20 protein-coding genes are annotated in these 20,141 nt (G+C 62.1%); 11 read left to right on the top strand and 9 right to left on the bottom strand.

From position 1 onward, the window contains the following. Positions 1-35 precede the first annotated feature (35 nt). The 3 genes from C501_RS0101255 to C501_RS0101245 all read right to left on the bottom strand — a co-directional run bounded on the left by C501_RS0101255 (position 36) and on the right by C501_RS0101245 (position 1,958). Entirely contained in the window at positions 36-230 is a 195-nt protein-coding gene (locus tag C501_RS0101255; RefSeq protein WP_018133824.1) for a hypothetical protein, read from the bottom strand. A 94-nt stretch (positions 231-324) separates the two neighbouring features. After that, entirely contained in the window at positions 325-789 is a 465-nt protein-coding gene (locus C501_RS0101250) for an Lrp/AsnC family transcriptional regulator (RefSeq protein ID WP_018133823.1), read from the bottom strand. 122 nt (positions 790-911) lie between these two features. Continuing rightward, entirely contained in the window at positions 912-1,958 is a 1,047-nt protein-coding gene (locus C501_RS0101245; protein ID WP_026174475.1) for a nitronate monooxygenase, read from the bottom strand. 84 nt (positions 1,959-2,042) lie between these two features. Between C501_RS0101245 and C501_RS0101240 the strand changes: the two genes are divergently transcribed. Beyond that, positions 2,043-2,966: an N-acetylglucosamine kinase gene (locus C501_RS0101240; RefSeq protein WP_018133821.1), complete on the top strand. Its 924-nt coding sequence runs from the start codon at positions 2,043-2,045 to the stop codon at positions 2,964-2,966. On the opposite strand, the gene C501_RS0101235 is transcribed toward C501_RS0101240, so the two are convergent. After that, positions 2,963-3,994, bottom strand: coding sequence for a pirin family protein (locus C501_RS0101235; RefSeq protein WP_018133820.1), 1,032 nt, complete (start codon positions 3,992-3,994; stop codon positions 2,963-2,965). The genes C501_RS0101240 and C501_RS0101235 overlap by 4 nt on opposite strands. A 139-nt stretch (positions 3,995-4,133) precedes the next feature. On the opposite strand from C501_RS0101235, the gene C501_RS12085 reads away from it, so the two are divergent. The 6 genes from C501_RS12085 (at position 4,134) to C501_RS0101205 (ending at position 10,083) form a co-directional block, all read left to right on the top strand. After that, entirely contained in the window at positions 4,134-5,303 is a 1,170-nt protein-coding gene (locus tag C501_RS12085) for an ABC transporter ATP-binding protein (protein ID WP_018133819.1), read from the top strand. 10 nt (positions 5,304-5,313) lie between these two features. Next, a complete protein-coding gene (locus C501_RS0101225; protein ID WP_018133818.1) occupies positions 5,314-6,036 on the top strand; it encodes an ABC transporter permease in 723 nt (240 codons plus the stop codon). 41 nt (positions 6,037-6,077) lie between these two features. Next, positions 6,078-6,899, top strand: coding sequence for an ABC transporter permease (locus C501_RS12080; protein ID WP_245532370.1), 822 nt, complete (start codon positions 6,078-6,080; stop codon positions 6,897-6,899). 14 nt (positions 6,900-6,913) lie between these two features. Continuing rightward, on the top strand, positions 6,914-7,879 hold the full coding sequence (locus tag C501_RS0101215; RefSeq protein ID WP_018133816.1) for an ABC transporter substrate-binding protein: 966 nt from the start codon (positions 6,914-6,916) through the stop codon (positions 7,877-7,879). A 62-nt stretch (positions 7,880-7,941) separates the two neighbouring features. After that, a complete protein-coding gene (locus tag C501_RS0101210; RefSeq protein ID WP_018133815.1) occupies positions 7,942-9,159 on the top strand; it encodes a pyridoxal phosphate-dependent aminotransferase in 1,218 nt (405 codons plus the stop codon). 66 nt (positions 9,160-9,225) lie between these two features. After that, positions 9,226-10,083, top strand: coding sequence for a polyphosphate kinase 2 family protein (locus C501_RS0101205; RefSeq protein WP_018133814.1), 858 nt, complete (start codon positions 9,226-9,228; stop codon positions 10,081-10,083). A 5-nt stretch (positions 10,084-10,088) separates the two neighbouring features. Here the strand turns inward: C501_RS0101205 and C501_RS0101200 are convergent, their stop codons facing one another. Beyond that, positions 10,089-10,352, bottom strand: a complete 264-nt coding sequence (locus C501_RS0101200; RefSeq protein WP_018133813.1) for an exodeoxyribonuclease VII small subunit — start codon at positions 10,350-10,352, stop codon at positions 10,089-10,091. After that, positions 10,349-11,653: an exodeoxyribonuclease VII large subunit gene (xseA, locus tag C501_RS0101195; protein ID WP_018133812.1), complete on the bottom strand. Its 1,305-nt coding sequence runs from the start codon at positions 11,651-11,653 to the stop codon at positions 10,349-10,351. Before xseA ends, C501_RS0101200 begins: the two co-directional genes overlap by 4 nt. A 274-nt stretch (positions 11,654-11,927) precedes the next feature. Between xseA and C501_RS0101190 the strand changes: the two genes are divergently transcribed. Further along, on the top strand, positions 11,928-12,773 hold the full coding sequence (locus C501_RS0101190) for a hypothetical protein (RefSeq protein WP_018133811.1): 846 nt from the start codon (positions 11,928-11,930) through the stop codon (positions 12,771-12,773). An 84-nt stretch (positions 12,774-12,857) separates the two neighbouring features. Then, positions 12,858-13,946: a 4-hydroxy-3-methylbut-2-enyl diphosphate reductase gene (locus C501_RS0101185; RefSeq protein WP_026174474.1), complete on the top strand. Its 1,089-nt coding sequence runs from the start codon at positions 12,858-12,860 to the stop codon at positions 13,944-13,946. Positions 13,947-13,950: 4 nt separating this feature from the next. Here the strand turns inward: C501_RS0101185 and C501_RS12075 are convergent, their stop codons facing one another. After that, a complete protein-coding gene (locus C501_RS12075; RefSeq protein WP_018133809.1) occupies positions 13,951-15,108 on the bottom strand; it encodes a DNA recombination protein RmuC in 1,158 nt (385 codons plus the stop codon). Between the two features lie 127 nt (positions 15,109-15,235). Between C501_RS12075 and ychF the strand changes: the two genes are divergently transcribed. Then, entirely contained in the window at positions 15,236-16,315 is a 1,080-nt protein-coding gene (gene ychF, locus C501_RS0101175) for a redox-regulated ATPase YchF (RefSeq protein WP_026174473.1), read from the top strand. Positions 16,316-16,326: 11 nt separating this feature from the next. After that, positions 16,327-17,397, top strand: coding sequence for a hypothetical protein (locus C501_RS0101170; RefSeq protein WP_018133807.1), 1,071 nt, complete (start codon positions 16,327-16,329; stop codon positions 17,395-17,397). 160 nt (positions 17,398-17,557) lie between these two features. Here C501_RS0101170 and C501_RS0101165 read toward each other — a convergent pair whose 3' ends face one another. Continuing rightward, positions 17,558-18,928 (bottom strand): purine-cytosine permease family protein, encoded by a 1,371-nt coding sequence (locus C501_RS0101165; RefSeq protein ID WP_018133806.1) that lies wholly within the window; start codon positions 18,926-18,928, stop codon positions 17,558-17,560. Between the two features lie 384 nt (positions 18,929-19,312). Beyond that, positions 19,313-19,879, bottom strand: a complete 567-nt coding sequence (locus tag C501_RS0101155; RefSeq protein ID WP_018133804.1) for a hypothetical protein — start codon at positions 19,877-19,879, stop codon at positions 19,313-19,315. Between the last annotated feature and the right edge of the window lie 262 nt (positions 19,880-20,141).

Below are 20,141 nucleotides of genomic sequence, written 5' to 3'. Positions count from 1 at the left end.
TTGAGACGATCTACACGGACGCGAAAGCGGCCTGATCACCCCAAACCCCAACTGTCAACCAAACCCGGGGCAGACCCGATGGCAGCGGTGTCGATGCTGCGGTAACCGTCGCGCAAAGCCGCCAGGACGGCATCAGCGGCCTGATCATCCGGTACCTGCCAGACGCCGAGCCCCAGTTGTGGCATGCTGGTTCCATTGTTGAGGGATACCGTAGGGACATTCGCAGTCATAAAGCTTCTCCTTCGCTCGGCCGTGCTTACCTTCGCGACAACCAGGGATCAGCGAGTGATATTCCGGAACAGAGCTGGTGCGCGCGGCCCAGAGTCAGAGCGGGCCCGGATTGCCGGGAATCCGGTCGAAAACCAAAGTGGTTTCAGTGTGCTGAACAGCGGGGTCGGTAGTGAGGTGGTCGAGCACCCAATCCCGTAGATCCTCCGCGTTGGCTACCGCGATATGCAGCAGATAATCCACTGAGCCGGAGGTGTGGAAGGTGGATAGGACCTCGGGCAGCCGCGCGACGGTAGAAGTGAAGCGGTCGATCTCCACCCGATCGTGAGCGAGGAGCTGGACCGCGATGAGAGCCTGAACCCTTCGGCCCACGGCGTTGAGGTTCACCTTCGCCTCGAATCCGGAGATAGTGCCGCGGGTCTGCAAAGCCCTGGTGCGCATCAATGCGGTCGACGGAGCGATGCCCACGGCATCGGCCAGGTCTCGATTGGTCATCCGGGCATCGGCGATCAGCAGATCGAGGATCTTCCGGTCCGTTTCATCCAACCCGGTATCAGCCATGCTCCGCGCCCCTGACCTTCTTGACGGTGGGTGCTGCGCCCTTCTGCGCCAGCCCCGTGATCTCCTGTGGACCTCCTGCCGTCCCGATATCGTACCTTGATCGGGGCCGGAAACGGTGCTCTTCAGAGCCGCAATCCGAGCTGGGCGAGGATGTCTGCTATGGGAGCGCGGCGAGTGCTGCGAAAGCCTTCACCAGCCCAGAGGCTCATGGCCTCGGGATCTCCGGCGGCAGCTGCCGCCGCCCGGATCGGGGCGGTGAGGTAATGAATATGCGGATATCCGGCAGGAGCCTGCGCGTTGTCCCGCATGAACCGATTCTCCAGGCCACGTGCCCACCGCCCGGAGAAAGCCCGGGTACGTGCGGTTCCCTGGAAGCGCTCGCCGGCAATAGCCTGCTGAAGCGCTTCACGGTGCATCGGCTGGGTTCCCGCTTCTTCGGCCAGCAGAAAGACCGTCCCGGCCTGGGCGGCGATACTCCCGGCATGTAGTGCGGCAGCGACGTCGTCGGTGCCGGCGATGCCTCCCGCTGCGATGACCGGGAGCCGATACTCGGCGCTGATCCTTGCCACGAGCTCCGGAAGGTTAGGGCCGGGCAGCCCGGCCCTAGAATCAGCTTGCCCCCCAGGATTGAGGAACGCGCCGCTGTGCCCGCCGGCTGCCGAATGCTGGACGATGAGGGCATCGATCCCCGCGTCTACTGCGGCACCGGCTTCGGCTGCATCAGTGACTGTGGCGATAGTGAGCGTGCCGGCGGTGTGCAAGCCCGCGATGGTGGTCGGCTGCGGCAGCCCGAAGGTGAAGCTCACATAGGGCACGGGGGAGGTGATGAGCAGATCGATTTTGGCGTGCCAATCGTCATCATCGGGGTACAGTCGCAGCTCCGGGATGTCGACACCGTAACGCTCGGCCTCCGGCAGAAGCCGCTCCCGATACTTTCTGAGTGCATCCAGGTCCACTGGCTGCTGGTTGGGCGCGAAAAGATTCACCCCGAATTCGGCGCGCCCGTCGTTGAGTTTTTTGAGCTGCTGGAGCTGCCCGGCGAGATTCTCGGCACTGCGGTAGCCTGCGGCCAGGAAACCGAGTGCGCCGGCGCGCCCCGCTGCTGCGACCAGTTCAGGGGTGCTCGGGCCACCAGCCATGGGCGCGACGATAAGGGGTGAGGGAAACATTTTGCTCCTGTCTGCCGCGCCGGGGTTTCCCCGGCATTCGGAAGTGGTGCCAAGCCCGCGCACCGAGTGATCTATGCTCGGTGAGTGGAGTCGACAGCAAAGTTCGCTGAGGCCATCATCGGTCTAGACATCGGCGGGAGCAAAGTCCGGGGCATTCTCTGGCGCGACGGCGAAGTCATCGCCGATGAGCAGGCAGGCAGCGCCAATGTTCAGAATGTTTCGGAGCAGCAGGCCCGGGAGAGTCTCGCGGAGCTTTTCCGGAAGCTGCCGCAGGGCAGGCTGGACCAGGTTTTCGCGGGTTCCGGCGGAATCGATACCGAAGCGGATGCGGAAGCACTGGCGGCACTGATCCGGCCCAATGTCTCGGGCACTACGGTGACCGTGGTTCATGACACCAGGTTACTTCTGGCCGCGGGGCGCGCTCAGACCGGTGTCGCCGTCATCGCCGGCACCGGCTCCGCCACTTGGGGAATCAGCTCCTCAGGGCAGCAGGCCCGCGCCGGTGGCTGGGGATATCTGCTCGGTGATGAAGGCAGCGGTTACTGGTTGGGCCGGGAAGCCGTTCGGCACAGCCTCCGCAGGATGGACCTAGGCCAGGGTCTAGACTTGCTGGCCGAAACGCTCTTGCAATCCTGCGGACTCAGTCGGCCCGATGAACTCATCGCTCACTTCCACTCGGGTACGTCACGGCGCTATTGGGCGGCGAAGTCCCCGCTGGTCTTCGATGCTGCAGCAAATGGTCACCAGGCCAGCCTTGAGATGATCAGGACCGCAGGCCGGGACCTGGCGGATATGGCGGCTCAGGTAGCAGAGCAGATCGCCAGCTCCGGGCCTTTCGTCCTGGGCTCGGGGGTGGGCATGCACCAGCCCCTGCTCCAAGAAGTCTTCCGCAGCGAGCTCGCCGGCCGCGGTTATACGGATGTCCGGGTGCTCGATCGGGACCCTATCTTCGGTGCCCTGGAGCTGGCGCGTCAGCATATGCTCCGTGGCCCCAAGAGTGCTGGCTAATTCCGCTTCCGCGGGGTGAGCCGGACGCCCGGAAGCGGTGGTGCCGGAATCCGGCCCGCATCCGCCTCTTGTTCTGAAGTTTCCCGAGGTGCTGGCTGCCCTGGTACCAGCGGGAACCTGGGGTCCTGCGCTTCCCATTGAGCGCGGGCCTCGACGATATCCTCATGGCTGCGGCCCGCGAAGTTCCACCACATCACCAGATCTTCGGCGAAGGGTGCCCCGCCGAAAAGCATCAGACGGGTTCCCGGCTGCGCGTCGAAGACCAGCCGGTCCCGACCAGACCCGAGAAAACCGAGCGGCCCCGCTGCCAGTTCTTGATCATCGATGCGCACAACGCCGTCGAGCACGAGCACGGCATGCTCGAAACCGGGTTCAAGAGGCAACTGCCGTTGACCACCGGTGGCATCGCTGAGCTCCACTCCGACGAGTGGGGAATACGTCGTAGCCGGGGATTGCCGACCCGCGAATTCTCCGAGCAGCACGGTTCCGGCCAGGCCAGCCTGTTCGAAAACCGGCAAATTCCGATGCTGCTCGAAGTGCGTGGGGATATTCCGTGACTCTTCGGGCAGAGCGATCCAGAACTGCAGCCCCCGCATCTGCTTCTCATTCTCAGGCTTCTCGGCCTCATCCGGGCATTCCAACTCTTTTGGCTCTTCTAGCCAAGAGTATTCACTATGCGCTACACCGTAGCCGGCAGTCATCAGATTCAGCTCGCCCGGCCGCACCAGTACATCGGAACCGACTGAGTCCCGGTGCCGGATCGTTCCGGAGAGCGGCCAGGTGACTGTCTGCAAACCGATATGCGGATGCGGCAGCACTGCCATCTGGGCGGGGGAAGGGCCGAAGCTGTCCAGGAAGCACCAGGCACCCACTGTTGGCAAACCGCGCTGCGGCAGAGTACGGGAAACCGTGAGTCCACGAATGCCGCCGAGCGGTACTTCTCGTTCCGGCCAGAGCTGCAAGCAAGGGCCGCTTGCAGCTGCTGCCGGGCAGCGCACGGGCTCGGCTCGGGCTTCCAGATCCGTCATAGCTCTAGTCTGACATCAGGGATTAGCTCTGCCGGAATGCTGTGGTTAGACTCGACAGACGCTCTGACCTATCCATTTGCAACGATTTACCGAACCACTGCGGATATCCATTGATGCCGAACGTGAGGAAACGTACTGTATGGCAGCCGAACAGCTAGAGTCGGGCGATATATCTGCCGGCCGGTCCGCTGAGCCGATGATCGTTTTCGATCACGTGACCAAGCAGTATCAGGGGAGCGCCTCAGGCAGCGCCGCGGTGCAGGATCTGAGCATCACCCTGGACCGGGGACTGATCACGGTTTTCGTCGGCCCTTCCGGTTGCGGCAAGACCACCTCCCTGAGGATGATCAACCGCATGGTGGACCCGACGTCGGGCCGCATCATGGTCGATGGTCAGGATATCTCCGAAGTAGCCGCGCCCGCGTTGAGGCGTTCCATGGGTTACGTCATGCAATCCTCCGGGCTCATGCCGCATCGCACCGTCCTGGACAACATCATGACGGTGCTACGGCTCAACAAAGTCCCTGTTTCGCAGGCCCGGGAACGCGGCCGCGAACTCATGGATACGGTAGGGCTGCCGCAGAACTTCGCGCGCCGTTACCCCAGTCAGCTTTCGGGCGGCCAGCAGCAGCGGGTCGGGGTGGCCCGGGCGCTCGCCGCGGACCCGCCGGTGCTGCTCATGGACGAGCCCTTCAGCGCGGTTGACCCGGTAGTCCGAGCCGAACTCCAGCAAGAGCTGCTGAGACTCCAGCGGGAACTGGCCAAGACCATCGTTTTCGTCACCCATGATATCGATGAGGCCATGCTGCTCGGCGATAAGGTAGCCGTCTTCGCCACGGGGGGACGTCTTGCGCAGTACGACTCCCCGGAGAAGATCCTCCGCGCTCCGCACGATGATTTCGTCGCTGAATTCATCGGCCGGGACCGGGGCTTCCGGCATCTGTCTTTCGATCAGGCCCATGAGGTGACCGTCCACCCCTTACCAGCGGTTCCGGAACTGGCTCCCGTCTCAGAGTGGACCGTTAAGCTGGGCGCCCAGAGGCACCCGGAGGGCTGGCTGTCACCCGAGCGGCCAGGTGAGCTCATCGCCGGGGGGTCGCTCTTCCGGCGAGGCGAGTCTTTACGCCAAGCCCTGGACTCCGCACTTTCCTCACCATCCGGTATAGGCGTGGCCGTGGATGAATCCGGGGCACTGCTGGGCGGGGTGAAAGCTCCCGAGGTGCTGCAAGCCATCGAGAACGCGCGCCTGGTCCGCGAGCAAGATGCCAATAGTCTTTCCGAACCTGCCGATCACGTGCGGGAAGTCTGACGGGATCACGATGAATTTCGCGTGGATCGCCGCGAATTGGGAGCAGATTCTCAATTACGCCGGGCTGCATCTGTACCAGTCAGTATTACCGCTGATCCTTGGGGTTCTGATCGCCCTGCCCCTGGCTCAGCTGGCCAGGAGCAACAGGACGGTCAGCGTAGTGGTGCTCTCCGTCGGCTCGCTGCTCTACACCATCCCGTCCCTGGCTCTTTTCGTAGTCTTGCCGGTGATCCTGGGGACCAGGGTTCTGGACCAGGCCAATGTGATCGTGGCTCTGACCATCTACGCAGTAGCCCTACTGGTGCGGACCGCCGTCGATGCGCTCAACTCTGTCGATGAAGATCTGCGCCAGGCCGCGGCGGCTATGGGATACCGGCCACTGGCCCGGTTCTTCACAGTGGACCTGCCGTTATCGCTGCCGGTGTTCTTCTCTGGACTCCGGATGGTCTCCGTGAGCAATATCGCCCTGGTCAGCGTCGGCGCGCTCATCGGCTTCAAGAACCTGGGGTTCTTCTTCACCGATGGCCTCCAGCGGGACTTCCTGACCGAGATCGTCGTCGGTATCGTCGGCACCCTGCTTCTCGCGCTGCTCATGGATGTGCTATTGGTGCTGCTACAGCGGCTGCTGACGCCATGGCTGCGCGCGGGCAACGCGAAATCAGCTCGGCGAGCAGATCGGGAACCGCGTGAAGAGCAACGGGAAACCGGCAATGCGACGAAGGTGATGTCATGAGTTCCTCTGTCATGGTTTCATCAGTCTCCGCGCTCGCCCCGATGAGCCAGTACACAACCGACAACCCCATAGGTCAGGGCATCCAGTGGCTGGCAGATCCGGTGAACTGGCAAGGCGTGCGGGGGATTCCCTGGCGCACGGTCGAGCATCTCGGCTACACCGGTTTGACGGTGCTGATCGCCATGGCGATCGCCGTACCCATCGGACTTTATGTCGGTCATACCGGAAAGGGCAGAGTGGCTGTCGTGGCAGCCGCAGGGATGCTTCGCGCCCTGCCGACCCTGGGCATGATGACGCTTTTCGCGCTCCTCGCCGGGCTCGGGCTCATGCCGCCGATCTGGGCGCTGGTGCTCTTGGCCATCCCGCCGATCCTGACCGGAGTCTACGCCGGGGTGTCCTCTGTGGACCGCGCCCTGGTCGACGCCGCCAGGGGTCTCGGCCTGACCGAGTGGCAGATCCTCTTCCGGGTCGAAGTGCCCAATGGGCTACAGGTGATGTTCGGCGGGTTTCGCAGCTGCGTGCTGCAAGTCATCGCGACCGTGACCGTGATCGCCTACCTGCCGCACGGCGGTTTGGGCAGGTTCCTCGTCGACGGGCTGAGATCCAACGACTACGGGCAGGTCTTCGGCGGGGCCGTGGTCATCGCGGGCCTGGCCGTTCTGATCGATGCGATTCTGGGCGTGCTGGCCCGTTCACTGGTCTCACCCGGGCTGCGTGAGGCTCCCGGGCAGCGGCGCGAAGCCGGGCAGAGCAGACAGAACAGTCACAGCATCCGTAATATCCTGATCCGATCTCCCCGCAACCTCGGGCAGAGCAGGCACAATAGTGAACAAGCCACTGGCGGCAGCCGAGCCGCGGGTTGAAAAGGAGGAAGACCATGAAGCTCTCTGCTCTGAGGTCGAGAAGCTGGAGACTCTCCCGGGGGCTCGCGCTCTCCGCGGCGGCGGTTTCGCTGGCCGTGACGCTTTCGGCCTGCAGCGGCGGAGGCGGCCCGCTGGCTACCGACACCGCCTCGCCGGGCTCTTCCAGCCCCGCCGGTTCAGTGACGGTCGGCTCCGCGGACTTCCCCGAGAGCCAGGTGATCGCCGAGATCTATGCCGGTGCGCTTGAGTCGACGGGAGTCACGGTGAACCGGAAACTCGGCATCGGCTCCCGGGAAACCTACATCAATGCGCTCAAAGACGGCTCCATCGACTTGATCCCTGACTATTCAGGCAATCTGCTCGGCTTCATCGATAAGAGCAACACCGTCACCGATAAGAGCGAGATCATCAAGGCGCTCAACGACAAGCTCCCGGCAGAAGGACTCGCGGTCATGCAACCGGCCGCGGCGGAGAACAAAGACGCTATGGTCGTCACCAAGGCCACCGCGCAGAAGTACAACCTGAGCTCCATCGAGGACCTCGCCGCGGTGTGCGATCAGCTCACCCTGGCCGGCCCGCCGGAGTTCGCCACCCGGGATTACGGGCTGCCCGGCCTGAAATCGAAATATGATTGCGTGCCGGCCAGCTTCACCCCGATCACTGGTGAACCGCTCACCGTCCGGGCGCTGATCAGCGATGAGGCCCAAGTCGCAGATATCTTCACGACCTCCCCGGCGATCGAAGACAATGCGCTGGTGGTGCTGAGCGACCCGAAAAACAACTGGTTGGCGCAACAGGTCATCCCGCTCTATACCGAGGGCAAGCTGCCGGAGCAGGCCCAGCAGGCCCTCAACGATGTCTCCGCTCAACTCACCACTGACGATCTGATCCAGCTGAATCGCGAAGTCTCCGGTGATCAGAAGCTCGAGCCCAAGCAGGCCGCGGAGCAGTGGCTTAAAGACAAGGGCCTCGTCTCATAACTCTTACCGCCCTGCCAGTGTGGTGGCAGGGCGGTAAGTCGGCGATGTGCCATTCTTGGAACATGTCTAAGGTCAGCCAGTCCGCCAAGCTCGCCAGTGTCCGCTACGACATCCGGGGCCCCATCCTGGAACGAGCGCAGCAACTGGAAGCGGAGGGGCATCGCATCCTGAAACTCAATATTGGCAACCCCGCGCCTTTCGGCTTCGAAGCGCCTGATGCCGTGCTGGTCGACATGATCAAGCATCTTCCGCACGCCCAGGGGTACAGCGATTCACGAGGAATCTTCTCGGCGCGCACCGCGGTGGTGCAGTACTACCAGACGCGGGGTCTCACCGATATTCATGTCGATGACATCTACCTGGGCAATGGGGTCAGCGAGCTCATCGCAATGTCTCTGCAAGCGCTCCTCGACGATGGCGATGAAGTGTTGATCCCGACTCCCGACTATCCCTTGTGGACTGCTTGTGTGAGTCTTTCCGGCGGCCGTCCCGTGCACTATCTCTGCGATGAGGAGCAGGACTGGGAGCCGGATCTGGAGGATCTGGAAGCCAAGATCACCCCCCGGACCAAGGGCCTGGTGATCATCAACCCGAACAACCCCACCGGTGCGGTGTACTCGGAGCATACGGTGCGGGCCATGGTGGATATCGCCCGCAAACGCGACCTGGTGGTCTTTTCCGACGAGATCTACGAGAAGATCCTCTATGAGGATGCCGTGCACTTCAATACGGCGCTGGCGGCCGGCGACGATGTGCTGTGCATGACCTTCAGCGGTTTATCCAAGGCTTACCGGGTTTGCGGTTACCGTTCCGGCTGGCTGGCCATTACCGGGCCCAAGAAGCGGGCCGAGGATTACCTCGAAGGCATCAACCTGCTGTCCAATATGCGCCTGTGCGCCAATGTTCCGGCGCAGCACGCGATCCAGACCGCTCTGGGCGGATATCAGAGCATCGACGACCTGATCTTGCCTGGCGGCCGGCTGCGCGAGCAGCGGGATCTGGCGTACCGTCTGCTCAATGAGATCCCCGGGGTCTCCACCCGGCAGGCCAAGGGGGCGCTCTACCTCTTCCCGAGGCTCGATCCTGAGGTCTATCCCATCAAAGATGATGAGAAGTTCGTGCTCGACCTGCTGCAGGATCAGAAGATTCTGGTCTCCCACGGCAGCGGGTTCAACTGGGTCGCCACCGATCATTTCCGCCTGGTGACCCTGCCCGATGTCCGCGAACTGGAAGAGGCGATCGGCCGGATCGCGGAATTCCTCAGTCGCTACGAGCCCTGAGCATGAGTTCTTAGCCCCGTGGCGCGAGGCATCCAGTACTGTGAGATTGATAAGGAGCTATGAGCGATGCCGAATAAGCATGGATTTACGAGGCCGCTTGCCGCACTTTTAGCGGTTCCGAAGGAAGGCCTGGATCCGGCCGCTGCGCAGACCTCAGAGACCGTCGGATTCAGCGGCAAGAAACGCGATGCGGAACAGGTTCTCGCCAGCCGCGCCCGTACTCTAGCAATGCTTCAGGAGAAGCTCTTCGCGGAGTCCAGATTCGGCGGGGAACAGTCCCTTCTCCTGGTGCTCCAGGCGATGGATACCGCTGGTAAGGGCGGCATTGTCAATCATGTCGTCGGCTCGGTGAATCCTCAGGGCGTGCAGCTCCACGCCTTCAAAGCGCCCACCGAGGAAGAAAAACAGCACGACTTCCTGTGGCGCATCCAGAAGCAGGTGCCGAGACCGGGCATGATCGGCGTCTTCGACCGTTCGCATTACGAGGACGTGCTGATCCACCGGGTGCACGGCTGGGCCGATGCCGCTGAGCTGGAGCGGCGGTATCAGGCGATCAACGACTTCGAAGCCGAGCTGAGCGCGCAGGGGACCACGGTGGTCAAGGTCATGCTCAATATCAGCCCGGATACTCAGAAGGAGCGCCTCACCGCGCGGCTGGAAGATCCTGCCAAACAGTGGAAGTACAGCCCGGGGGACGTGACGGAGCGCGGTTACTGGCCGCAGTACATGGAGGCTTACCGGATCGCCTTCGAAAAGACCAATACGCAGACGGCTCCCTGGCATGTGATCCCGGCGGATAAGAAGTGGTACGCACGCCTCGCGGTTCAGGGGCTGCTCATCGAAGCGCTCGAAGGTATGCCGCTGAGCTGGCCCCAGGTCGACTACGACCTTGCGGTTGAGCGCAAACGGGTGGCAGCGTCCTGACTATTTCAGTCGTTTGAGCTGTTCTTCTGGGCGGCATCTTCTTCGACCCGTTCTTTGGCCGCATCCAGTTTTTCCTGGACGCCGTCGAGCCAGTTCTCGCAGTGCCGGGCCAGTGCCTCGCCGCGTTCCCATAACGCCAGCGACTCCTCCAATCCGGTGCCTCCCGCTTCCAACCGGGCTACCACGTCGATGAGCTGCTCCCTGGCCTGTTCGTAGCTCAGTTCTGCAATTCCCTCAGGCGGGTTCGATGCTGTCTTCTTAGTGGTCATCGGTTTCCTTTCAGTGATGGATCAGGGCCCGTTCCGGGCAACGGCCCTTGGGAAGCGGCTGCCAGCTGCCCGCTGGCCAATCGGATCCGAAGCGGAGTGCCGTCCGGGGCTTCTTCAGCGGAGCGGACGATGCGCCCGTCGTCTTGCTGGACTACGGCGTAGCCGCGGTCCAGGGTCTTCTGCGGAGAGAGCGCGAGTACCCGGGCCCGAAGGTGCTCCAGCTGGTCGCGATGCCGGACGGCCTGGCCCGATGCGGCGGTAAATGAGCGAAGCCGGAGGGTCTGAAGCTCACGAGCCCGCACCAGGATCATGCCATCCGGTTCGGCGAGTGCCGGCCGGGAACGAATGTTCTCCAACCGCTCCCGCTCATGCCGCAGGAGGTTCTGCACCGCGCGGTCCAGCTGAAAGCGCGCCTGGGCCATCAGGCGGAGCTCTTCGGCGACATCCGGCACGATTCTCTTGGCGGCGTCCGTGGGCGTGGAAGCCCGCAGATCAGCGACTTCGTCGAGCAGCGGGCGGTCGGCTTCATGGCCGATGGCGCTCACCACGGGAGTGCTTGCAGCGGCTACCGCGCGCACGAGGCTTTCATTGCTGAAGCCGAGCAGATCTTCCAGGGAGCCGCCGCCGCGTGCGATGACGATGACATCGACTTCCGGATCAGCGTCCAGTTCTTCCAGCGCGGCCCGGACCTGCGCTACGGAGTTCACGCCCTGGACGGCGACTTCGCGGATCTCGAAGCGCACGGCGGGCCAGCGCAGCCCGGCGTTGCGGAGGACATCCTTCATGGCATCGGAGTTCCGGCCAGTGATGAGTCCGATCTTCTGGGGTAGCAGGGGCAGCGCCTGCTTGCGCTCCGGGGCGAAGAGTCCCTCGGCCCCCAGGGCCTGTCGCAGCGCCTCGATGCGTACCAGAAGGTCGCCGATGCCGACGGTGCGGATCTGCCGGCCTTGCATGGACAGGCGCCCCGTCTTGAGCCAGAAGTCCGGTTTCAACTGAGCGACGACTCGGGCGCCTTTCTCCAGCGGAGCATCGAGATTGTTCAGCACCGAAGCGAAAAGCGTGACGTTGAGCGAGACTTCGGCATCGACATCGCGCAGGGTGAGGTAGCTGACATTGGCCCGGCGATTGAGCTCGATGATCTGCCCTTCGACCCAGGCTGCCGGCGCTTTCTCGATATGCGCTTTGAGTTTTTCGGAGAGCATCCGCAATGGCCAGGGACGGTCCGGGCTGGTCTCGGCGGCGGTGCCGGGGGTGGTCGCGGATGCGGAATCTTCGGCGTGTGGCTGATCGGTATCATTCACTGTGGTTCTGCATTCCTTCCGCTGGCCGGTACCACCGGCTGCGCTGCTCGTGCTCCTGCCGGTTGCCCTAGAGACTACTCAATCACACTGACAGAAAAGCAAGACGAGCAAGACAAACACCTGAGTTAAGCGCAGTGTGCATGTTGTTAGCGGATTTTGGCGAAAAATCGTTACGGTATGGGGTGGGGGCGTTGATGGCGGGCGCATGCGCGATGCTGAGCAGCTGCACAGTCATAGGCGATATCGTGGCCGGTGAAAGTCTGGAAGGGAATCGATGCGAGGGTTTCTGGCCGCACTGACCGGGATGACGGCGCTGATGCTGGTGGCAGTATCCGTGCCGGCGCTCTGGGTGGACCGCAACTTGTCACAGCGTGACGGTTTTGTCGAGATGGCGATGTCTTTCGCCGAGGACGCCGATTTCCAGAGCGCACTATCGGCGGCAATCGGCCGTGAAGTCACCGATCAGCTTCAGCTTCCGTCGGCTCTGAGCGCCCTGGTCCAGCCCGCGGTCTCTCAGGCCGCGGATGCGATCCTGCAGGATCCGGGCTATCCGGAGGCTTGGGCGGAGACTTTGCGCCGCACCCACGATCTGACCGTGGTCAATCCGGAGGCCAATGCCAACGACTCCAAGGTGTTGAATCTCGATATCGCGCCTCTGCTGCAACTGGTGGCCACCCGGGCGGGGCAGATGGTCGGCCAGGATCTTCAGGTCTCGCAGCAGGTGCTGATCACGGTCGGCAGCGCGAACCAGCGCAACGCTATTGTCCGGGTGGTTGGCAATGCCGCCATGGGGTGGGTGTTGATACTCGGCGCGATTCTGGCCTTCCTCCTCTCCCTGCTCGTAGCGAGAAGGCGGAGTGCTGTGCTGATCTGGTTCGGCATCGGGCTGGCGGTGGTCGCCGGCTTGTGGAAACTCGGGCTGGAAGCGCTTTCCGGTGCGGCGCTGAACACGGCAGGCAGCAATCAGCTGGGGGAGCTCTTCAAGCAGGAGTACGTTTTCATCGCCTCCGCCAGCATGAACCAGTGGATCCTTGTGACATGCCTCATTGCGGTGAGCCTGCTGCTAGCGGGCGCGTTGACCAGAGTGATCTCATATCGACGCGCTGGACTGAGCCACTGAGAGCCACTGAGCGCGAAGTTCCTCAGAGCGAGCACCGTGGCCGGGCCCGGGCCTTCATCTGCCAAGACCGGTAGACTTGCAGCTATGAGTAGTGCCACGATCTCACTTCCAATGCCAGCAATTCCCCGGCAGCGCCGCTCTCCGGAGAGCATTGCTGCGGCTGCGCCGATCACCGAGGGCCGAAGGGTTCTTCTGGCCGCCCCTCGAGGATATTGCGCCGGAGTGGATCGTGCCGTGGTTGCGGTGGAAAAGGCTCTTGAGCATTACGGGCCGTCGGTGTACGTCCGCAAGCAGATCGTGCACAACGTCCATGTGGTTTCGGATCTAGAGGCTAAAGGCGCGATCTTCGTCGAGGAGAACGAGGAGGTTCCCGAGGGGGAGCTGGTGATCTTCTCAGCGCACGGCGTTTCGCCTGCGGTGGTGCAGTCCGCTGCGGACCGGGGTCTGCGTACCATCGATGCCACGTGCCCTCTGGTGACCAAGGTGCATCGGGAAGCGGTGCGCTTCGCCCGGGATGATTTCGATATCTTGCTGATCGGACACGAGGGGCATGAAGAGGTCGAAGGTACTGCGGGGGAGGCCCCGGAGCATATCCAGGTCATCAATGGCCCGCATGAGGTCGATCAGGTGACGGTCCGGGACCCGGAGAAGGTCATCTGGCTTTCGCAGACCACCTTGAGTGTCGATGAAACCATGGAGACGGTCCGGTTGCTGCGGGAGCGGTTCCCGACGCTGCAGGATCCGCCCAGTGACGATATCTGCTATGCAACGACGAACCGTCAGGTGGCGATCAAGAAGATCGCCCCGGAGGCGGACCTGGTGATCGTGGTGGGTTCTGCGAACTCCTCCAATTCCGTGCGGCTGGTTGAAGTTTCCTTGGAGTACGGGGCCAAAGCTGCTTATCGCGTGGATTTCGCGAGCCAGGTCGATGAGTCCTGGTTTGAGGGCGTCGCCACTATCGGCGTTACTTCGGGTGCCTCGGTTCCCGAGGTGCTCGTCAAGGATGTGCTGGCTCTGTTGGCGGAGTACGGGTACGGCGATGTGGAAGAAGTGGTCACGGCAGAGGAAGATCTGCTCTTCTCCTTGCCGAAGGAGCTTCGCAGCACGCTCAAGAAGGCGGGGGACACCTCGCGCGGCCCTGGCGGGCGGACTCCCCGGTCCACCTCTTCGTGAGGCTTTAGCCGGGCTGCGCTGTCTCGGGCTCTGAAGCTTCCGGGGGCTGGCTGCTCGGCTCGCGAAGCGGTGCTACCACCGGGCTCGGGCCTTGCAGGCTTTCCGGATCGAGGCCGTTGAGCTTACGTGCGGCGGGCAGTACTCGGCTTTCGAACGAGCCGACCATCAGGTTGTAGCGTTCTACGGATGAGCCTAATGAGGCTCCTAATTTTCCGATGTTTTCGCTGAAGATCCGCAGCCGGTCGTGCAGCCGGGTGGCCGTATCGAAGAGTTCGCGGGCGTTCTCCGTCAGCGCATCCTGACGCCAGGCATGGCCGATGGCTTTGAGCACTGCGAGCAGGCTGATGGGGGAGGCCAGGATCACCCCGCGCTGCATGGCGTGATCGAGCAGTTGCCCGTCGGCGTTTAGCGCGGCGGAGAGGATCGACTCCGCGGGCAGAAAGCACACTACCAGTTCGGGAGAAGCTGCTGAGGCCTCCCAGTACCGTTTTGCGGCCAGGGCGTCCACGTGATTGCGCAGGGCTTTGGCGTGCTGGCGCATGGCCTGCTGGGAGTCCGTGCTGCCTTCGGCTTCCTGGGCCTCGAGGAAGGCGCTCAGCGGAACCTTCGCATCGACGAAGAGTTCCTTCCCTCCGGGTAACCGCACCACGAGATCGGGCCGTTGCGCACCGCCTTCCGCGTTGCGGCTCACTTGTTCCAGGAAATCCACATTCGGCAGCATCCCGGCGCTCTCCACGATGCGACGCAACTGCACTTCACCCCAGCGCCCACGCGCCGTGGTGGAGCGCAACGAGGAGGCCAAGGAGCGGGTGGTCTGCAGGAGCAGGGCATCCGCTTGCTTCGCGTCCTGGAGCTGCTGGGACAACTGACCGTACTGTTCTACCCGGTCCCGCTCCAGCAGGGAGACCTGGCGCTGCAGGCCGGAGAGCCGTTCGCTCAGCGGGGCGAGCGCCCCCAGCATCGAGGATTCTGCTTGGCTTCGTTCTGAGAGCAGGCGGGACTCCGCTTCTGCCGCCGCCAATGCCGCATTGGCTTCGGCCAGCTCGGTCTGTGTCTCCTGCTGCCGACGCTGCACCGTGGACCGGAACATCAGCACGCCCAGCAGGAAACCGGCCAGAACCCCGGCGATAGCACCGAGGAGGAAAGGCATCGTGATCTCCATGCTGCAAGCCTTCCATGCCGGGCCGACAATATCGCTCCACCCCGCGACCGCGCTGCCGGTAGCGTCTACCGGCCACCCTTTTCGCTCGTTCCTCCCGAAAGGGACCCTGCCGGTAGACTTAGCTCCCGTGGCTCTTACTATTGGCATCGTCGGCTTGCCCAACGTCGGTAAATCAACTCTCTTCAACGCGCTCACCCGCCAGACCGTGCTCGCCGCGAACTATCCCTTCGCAACCATCGAGCCCAATGTCGGCGTGGTGAACCTGCCGGATGAGCGCTTAGGCAAGCTCGCAGAGATCTTCTCCTCGGAGCGGCTGGTTCCGGCCACGGTCTCCTTCGTGGACATCGCCGGCATCGTCAAAGGCGCGAGCGAGGGGGAGGGGCTGGGAAACCAGTTCCTCGCCAATATCCGCGAGGCCCAGGCTATCGCCCAGGTGGTGCGCGTCTTCGAAGATTCAGATGTGGTGCACGTCGATGGCAAAGTGGACCCGGGTTCGGACCTGGAGACCATCAACACCGAGCTGATCCTGGCCGATCTGCAGACCCTGGAGAAAGCGATTCCCCGGGTCGAAAAAGAGGTCAAGATCAAGAAGCGGGATGCCTCTGAGCTGGACGCCATGCGCGCCGCACAGGCAGTGCTCGAAGAAGGCCACACGCTCTTCGCCGCGGGTAAAGACGTCGAGATGGATCAGCTGCGCGAGCTGAGCCTGCTCACCGCCAAGCCGTTCATCTACGTCTTCAACGTCGATGATTCAGTGCTCGGCAGCCCGGAGCGTCAAGAGGAGTTGCGCGCTCTGGTGGCCCCCGCGGATGCGGTGTTCCTGGATGCCAAGCTCGAATCCGATCTGGTGGAGCTCTCCGAAGAAGAAGCCAGGGAGATGCTGGAGATGAATGGCCAGGAGGAATCCGGCCTGGATCAGCTGGCCCGCGTCGGCTTCCACACCCTGGGGCTGCAGACCTACCTGACCGCCGGGCCGAAAGAGTCACGCGCCTGGACCATCAGGCAGGGGGACACCGCTCCAGAAGCTGCCGGCGTGATCCACACCGACTTCCAGCGAGGCTTCATCAAGGCCGAAGTGGTCTCCTTCGACGACCTCGTGGACGCCGGCTCCATGGCCGAAGCCAAATCCCGCGGCAAAGTGCGCATAGAAGGCAAAGATTACGTCATGCACGACGGGGACGTCGTGGAGTTCCGCTTCAACGTCTAAGACGGGAAGAAGTGGCTATCGCACCAAAGGGATTCTTCTCGGACCAGAACCGCACGGATGCCGCTCCGAAGCGTCATCGTGAGTCGACTTTTGCTTTCCTCGATCGGGTAGCGGGCCTCTACTGGGAGCAGGTTCGGAACCTTATCGAGAAGTGGGTTGCGAAACTTCCTGACTCGGCACATCCTGATATTACTGGACGGCTTCGTGCTAAGGATGACGTTCAGTATAGGAGTGCGTACTGGGAGCTCTATCTTCACGAGACATTCATCCGGAGTGATTTCGAGGTCAAGATTCACCCTGACATCCCAGGTAGTAGTGGGCAACCGGATTTCTTGGTGAAGCGTGACGGTGAGTCGTTCTACGTCGAGGCCAAATGCCTGTTTCCGGAACCGCTAGATCTCAGCGCTGAAGCTCGAAAGCACACGCTCTACGAATACCTCAACGCGATTCGTTGTCCGGAATTTCTTCTCTGGATCGATGTGCATCAGGTCGGGCCGGACAACCTTCAGGTGAAGGCTCTGCGAAACGAACTCCAGAAGTGGGTGACTGAGGTCGACCCTGCTGCAATCGCTTGTGACAACGACTATCGCGAGCGCGGTCCTCGTTTCCCCTGGTCGGAGGCTGGCTGGGAGCTTGAGTTTCGTCCGTTCATCCCCGTAGACGCACAAGGAGGGGCTGGTAGCCACCGGCCGCTTGGTGCTTTTGGGCCCCCTAGTGTGACGTATCCCGAGGACGGACTCAGGCTGCGTGCCGATCTCATGAACAAAGGATCTGCATACGGCGATCTTAATTTGCCGCTCGTGATCGCGATTAACAGCTTTACTCACCGCCACGATGATTCTGACGTAATGAGTGCGCTCTACGGGAGCGAGCAAATCACCTTTTCGCTTGAGGATCGGGACGCGTCACCTGCTCTCAGCCGTAAGCCAGACGGTTATTGGCGTAAGGGATCCTGGGAACACCAACATGTCGCAGGTGTTCTGATGGGGCGATCCATCCTTGACTACCAGCCGACATCGATTCCGACGTTCTGGACGCACCCAGAGGCTCATAGAAATGTGTCTCCGCTGCCTATTTGGTGAACCGCCGAGCCTATAGCTGGACGCATCGAGTACCGCGACCCCGAAGTCTCGGTTGGCTCCTTGTTCGGTCTACCTGCGCCCTGGCCGGAAGGTGAAGCATTTCCCAGTGAAACTTCAAGGTGACCCGCCCTTGTGTCCCTGTGGAGTTCCGCTTCAACGTCTAGGCGTCAACCGCGAGGCTTCGGCTCGGTTCGGACGGCGTCCTATCGCGGCGTCGGTAGGACATCGCAAAGTAGATCACGAAGGTGAGCAGAAAAGCCGGTGCCGTCGAACCAATAGGCAGTGGCCACACATAGGCCCACAGGTATGCGGAGAATGCCCCGATAGCCCACGCGCTGATCGCGAGCCAGTTGATGCCCTCGCGATACCAGTACCGGCCGCCCCGGGCTTTGAGGATGTCTGCGTTGTAGCTGCCCTTCGCGACGAAGTAGTAGTCCACGATCATGATCGCGAAGACCGGAGCGAATAATGCGCCGATCAGCCCGAGGAACGCCGTGAACTGGGTGAGCAGCCCGAAGAATGTTGCTCCGATGATCGAGATGACGCCTAGCCCAAGGGCGGCGGGCAGGAACTTCACTCGACGGCCGGGGAACGCGTTGATCAGGCTGGTCGCCATTCCGTAGACGACCATGGTGTTGGTCGCCATCACAGAAAGGAAGATGGCAACAGCGAGAAGGATCCCGAAAGGCTCGATGATGACGATGGGGTCGAACGGGACAGCCTCACCACCACGCAGAATGACATAGCCGATAGCGGTTGCGCCCAAAGTCAGAGCGGTCACTGTCGACAAGGTGTAGCCGATGCCCGAGCCGAGTACTCCGGCTCGGGTCGAAGAAGCGAGCCGATTTAGATCGGCGGCCAGCACAGTCCAGGAGATAGCGGTGGCGAGCACCACATCAAAGGTCAGCCCGGGCGAGTAGGAAACCGTGGCCGGTGCCGGAATGGCTGCGAACTCCGCTGGTGTGAAACTGCTGAAGGCAGTAACGAAGATATAGGCGGCGATCGCCATGATAGTCCCGGCTAGCCACGGTTCCACTTTGGCGACGCCGGTATGCCCGAAGATGGCGAGGGTCACGACAATTGTCTGGCAGATGACGGCGAAGAGTACGGGGCTGGAGAAGCCGGTGATCGTACTGACGATGTAGTCGAGCGCGATTCCGCCGAGCATGGCCTGGACCCAGCTCCAGCCGAGCAGGATGACGATATATGCGGCAATAACCACAAGGCCCCCGCGGGTTCCGAAGGCCCCTCGGGTGAGTGCCATCGTCGGCAGTCCCGTCCGGGTCCCGATCGCCCCGATAGTGACCAAAACGGTGGCCCCTACGAGTGTTCCCCCGATAATCAGCGCGATCACGAGCCCGAAGCGGACGTCCGGAACGAAGAACGTGCCGGTGAGCAGTGTGGTCACTACCAGATTCGCGGCCAGCCATATCATGAGGATCCTGCCGAGGGAGTAGCTGCCGCGAACCGGGCCTGCGCTATCGGAGCTGGCCTCGAGCCGACGCTCGAGACGGGCGTAGAACGGCGTCATTAAAATCCTTCGTGGCGGTCAAGGCTATTGAGTTGCGCTGAGAGTGCTCAGAATGGCGATCAGGGAGAAGATTATCGTCTTCCCGTTGCCAACGAGAATCAGCTGCTCGCTGAGGCTTCCTACCCTGCAATTACGTCACATCGAGTGACATCATAAGATGGAAGCAATCGAGGAGGTGCTGCAATGTCATCGCTCGTTGTGCGGGGTCTACACGAATCCGTCAATAAGCAAATCGCAGCCTACACGAAGGAGCCTGGCCGTTCTGTGAAGGTTGAAGCGAAGTCCCGCGGCAAACTCCGCATGGAAGTTAAGGACTACTTGACGCACGACGGGGATGTGGTGAAGTTCCGTCACGGTTAGGTATTTAGCGACGGTGGCACGCTGTTACCTTGCGTTGGGCAGGTCAAAGGGTGCGGAACACTTCTCACGCTCAAAGAGTTCACCGAGGGGCATCGTAAGAGCCTCGACCATTTCCGGGTGTTCCGAGAGGTCATTTATCCGCATGCCGATTGCGTGCAGGTTGAGAATGCGTGTGTCCGGCCAGGCAATATCTCGCCGAACTGCGACCAGGAAGTCCGCCATTAGGCGTATGATTATTATGGCTGATGGCGGCGAGTTCGCTGCGGTGCGATACCTGTAGAAGGCCTCGACGACCTCATCTGACCCCCAAACCGTGACGAAGGTTTGGAAGTCAGCCAATACGTCTTCCAGCCTCTCGGTTGCCTCATCAGTGCGTGAAGGCGTAAGTACGTCACCCAAGGTCTGCAGAACCGGCTGGTAGAGCTCGTACTTCTTCTGAGCGACTCGATCTTCCAGTGCTCGAAGCCGGGCCGACTCGTGTTCGGCGTGCTGAGCGCGACGGGCTGATCTTGAGGCCCATAGTGCGGAGAAGGTGGCAACAGCCGCCGGTATTAGCAGGGCCACGATCTGTAACCACAGGGGGAGCGTCATGATTCCGAGTGTGCCACGGGTGCCGGACGGTATCTGTAATGCATGACGGGGATGTCGTGGAGTTTTGGCTAACGTGTAAGTGCTGAGGGGTGGGGACTGTCACTTTAAACCTAGGAACGTCTCTGGCGTAGGAAGGGTCTGCCCCGGGTTTGGTTGACATCTGATCTGTGAGGATTCGTCCTCGCTGGAAGGATGTATCTCTTGCCCAAGCCCTATCCGAAAGAGTTCCGTGACGATGTCGTGGCTGTGGCCCGTAAAGCCC

Origin of the sequence: Acaricomes phytoseiuli DSM 14247, from assembly GCF_000376245.1 — a bacterium.
GTDB lineage: Bacteria > Actinomycetota > Actinomycetes > Actinomycetales > Micrococcaceae > Renibacterium > Renibacterium phytoseiuli.
This window is presented reverse-complemented; position numbering and strand designations above follow the sequence as displayed.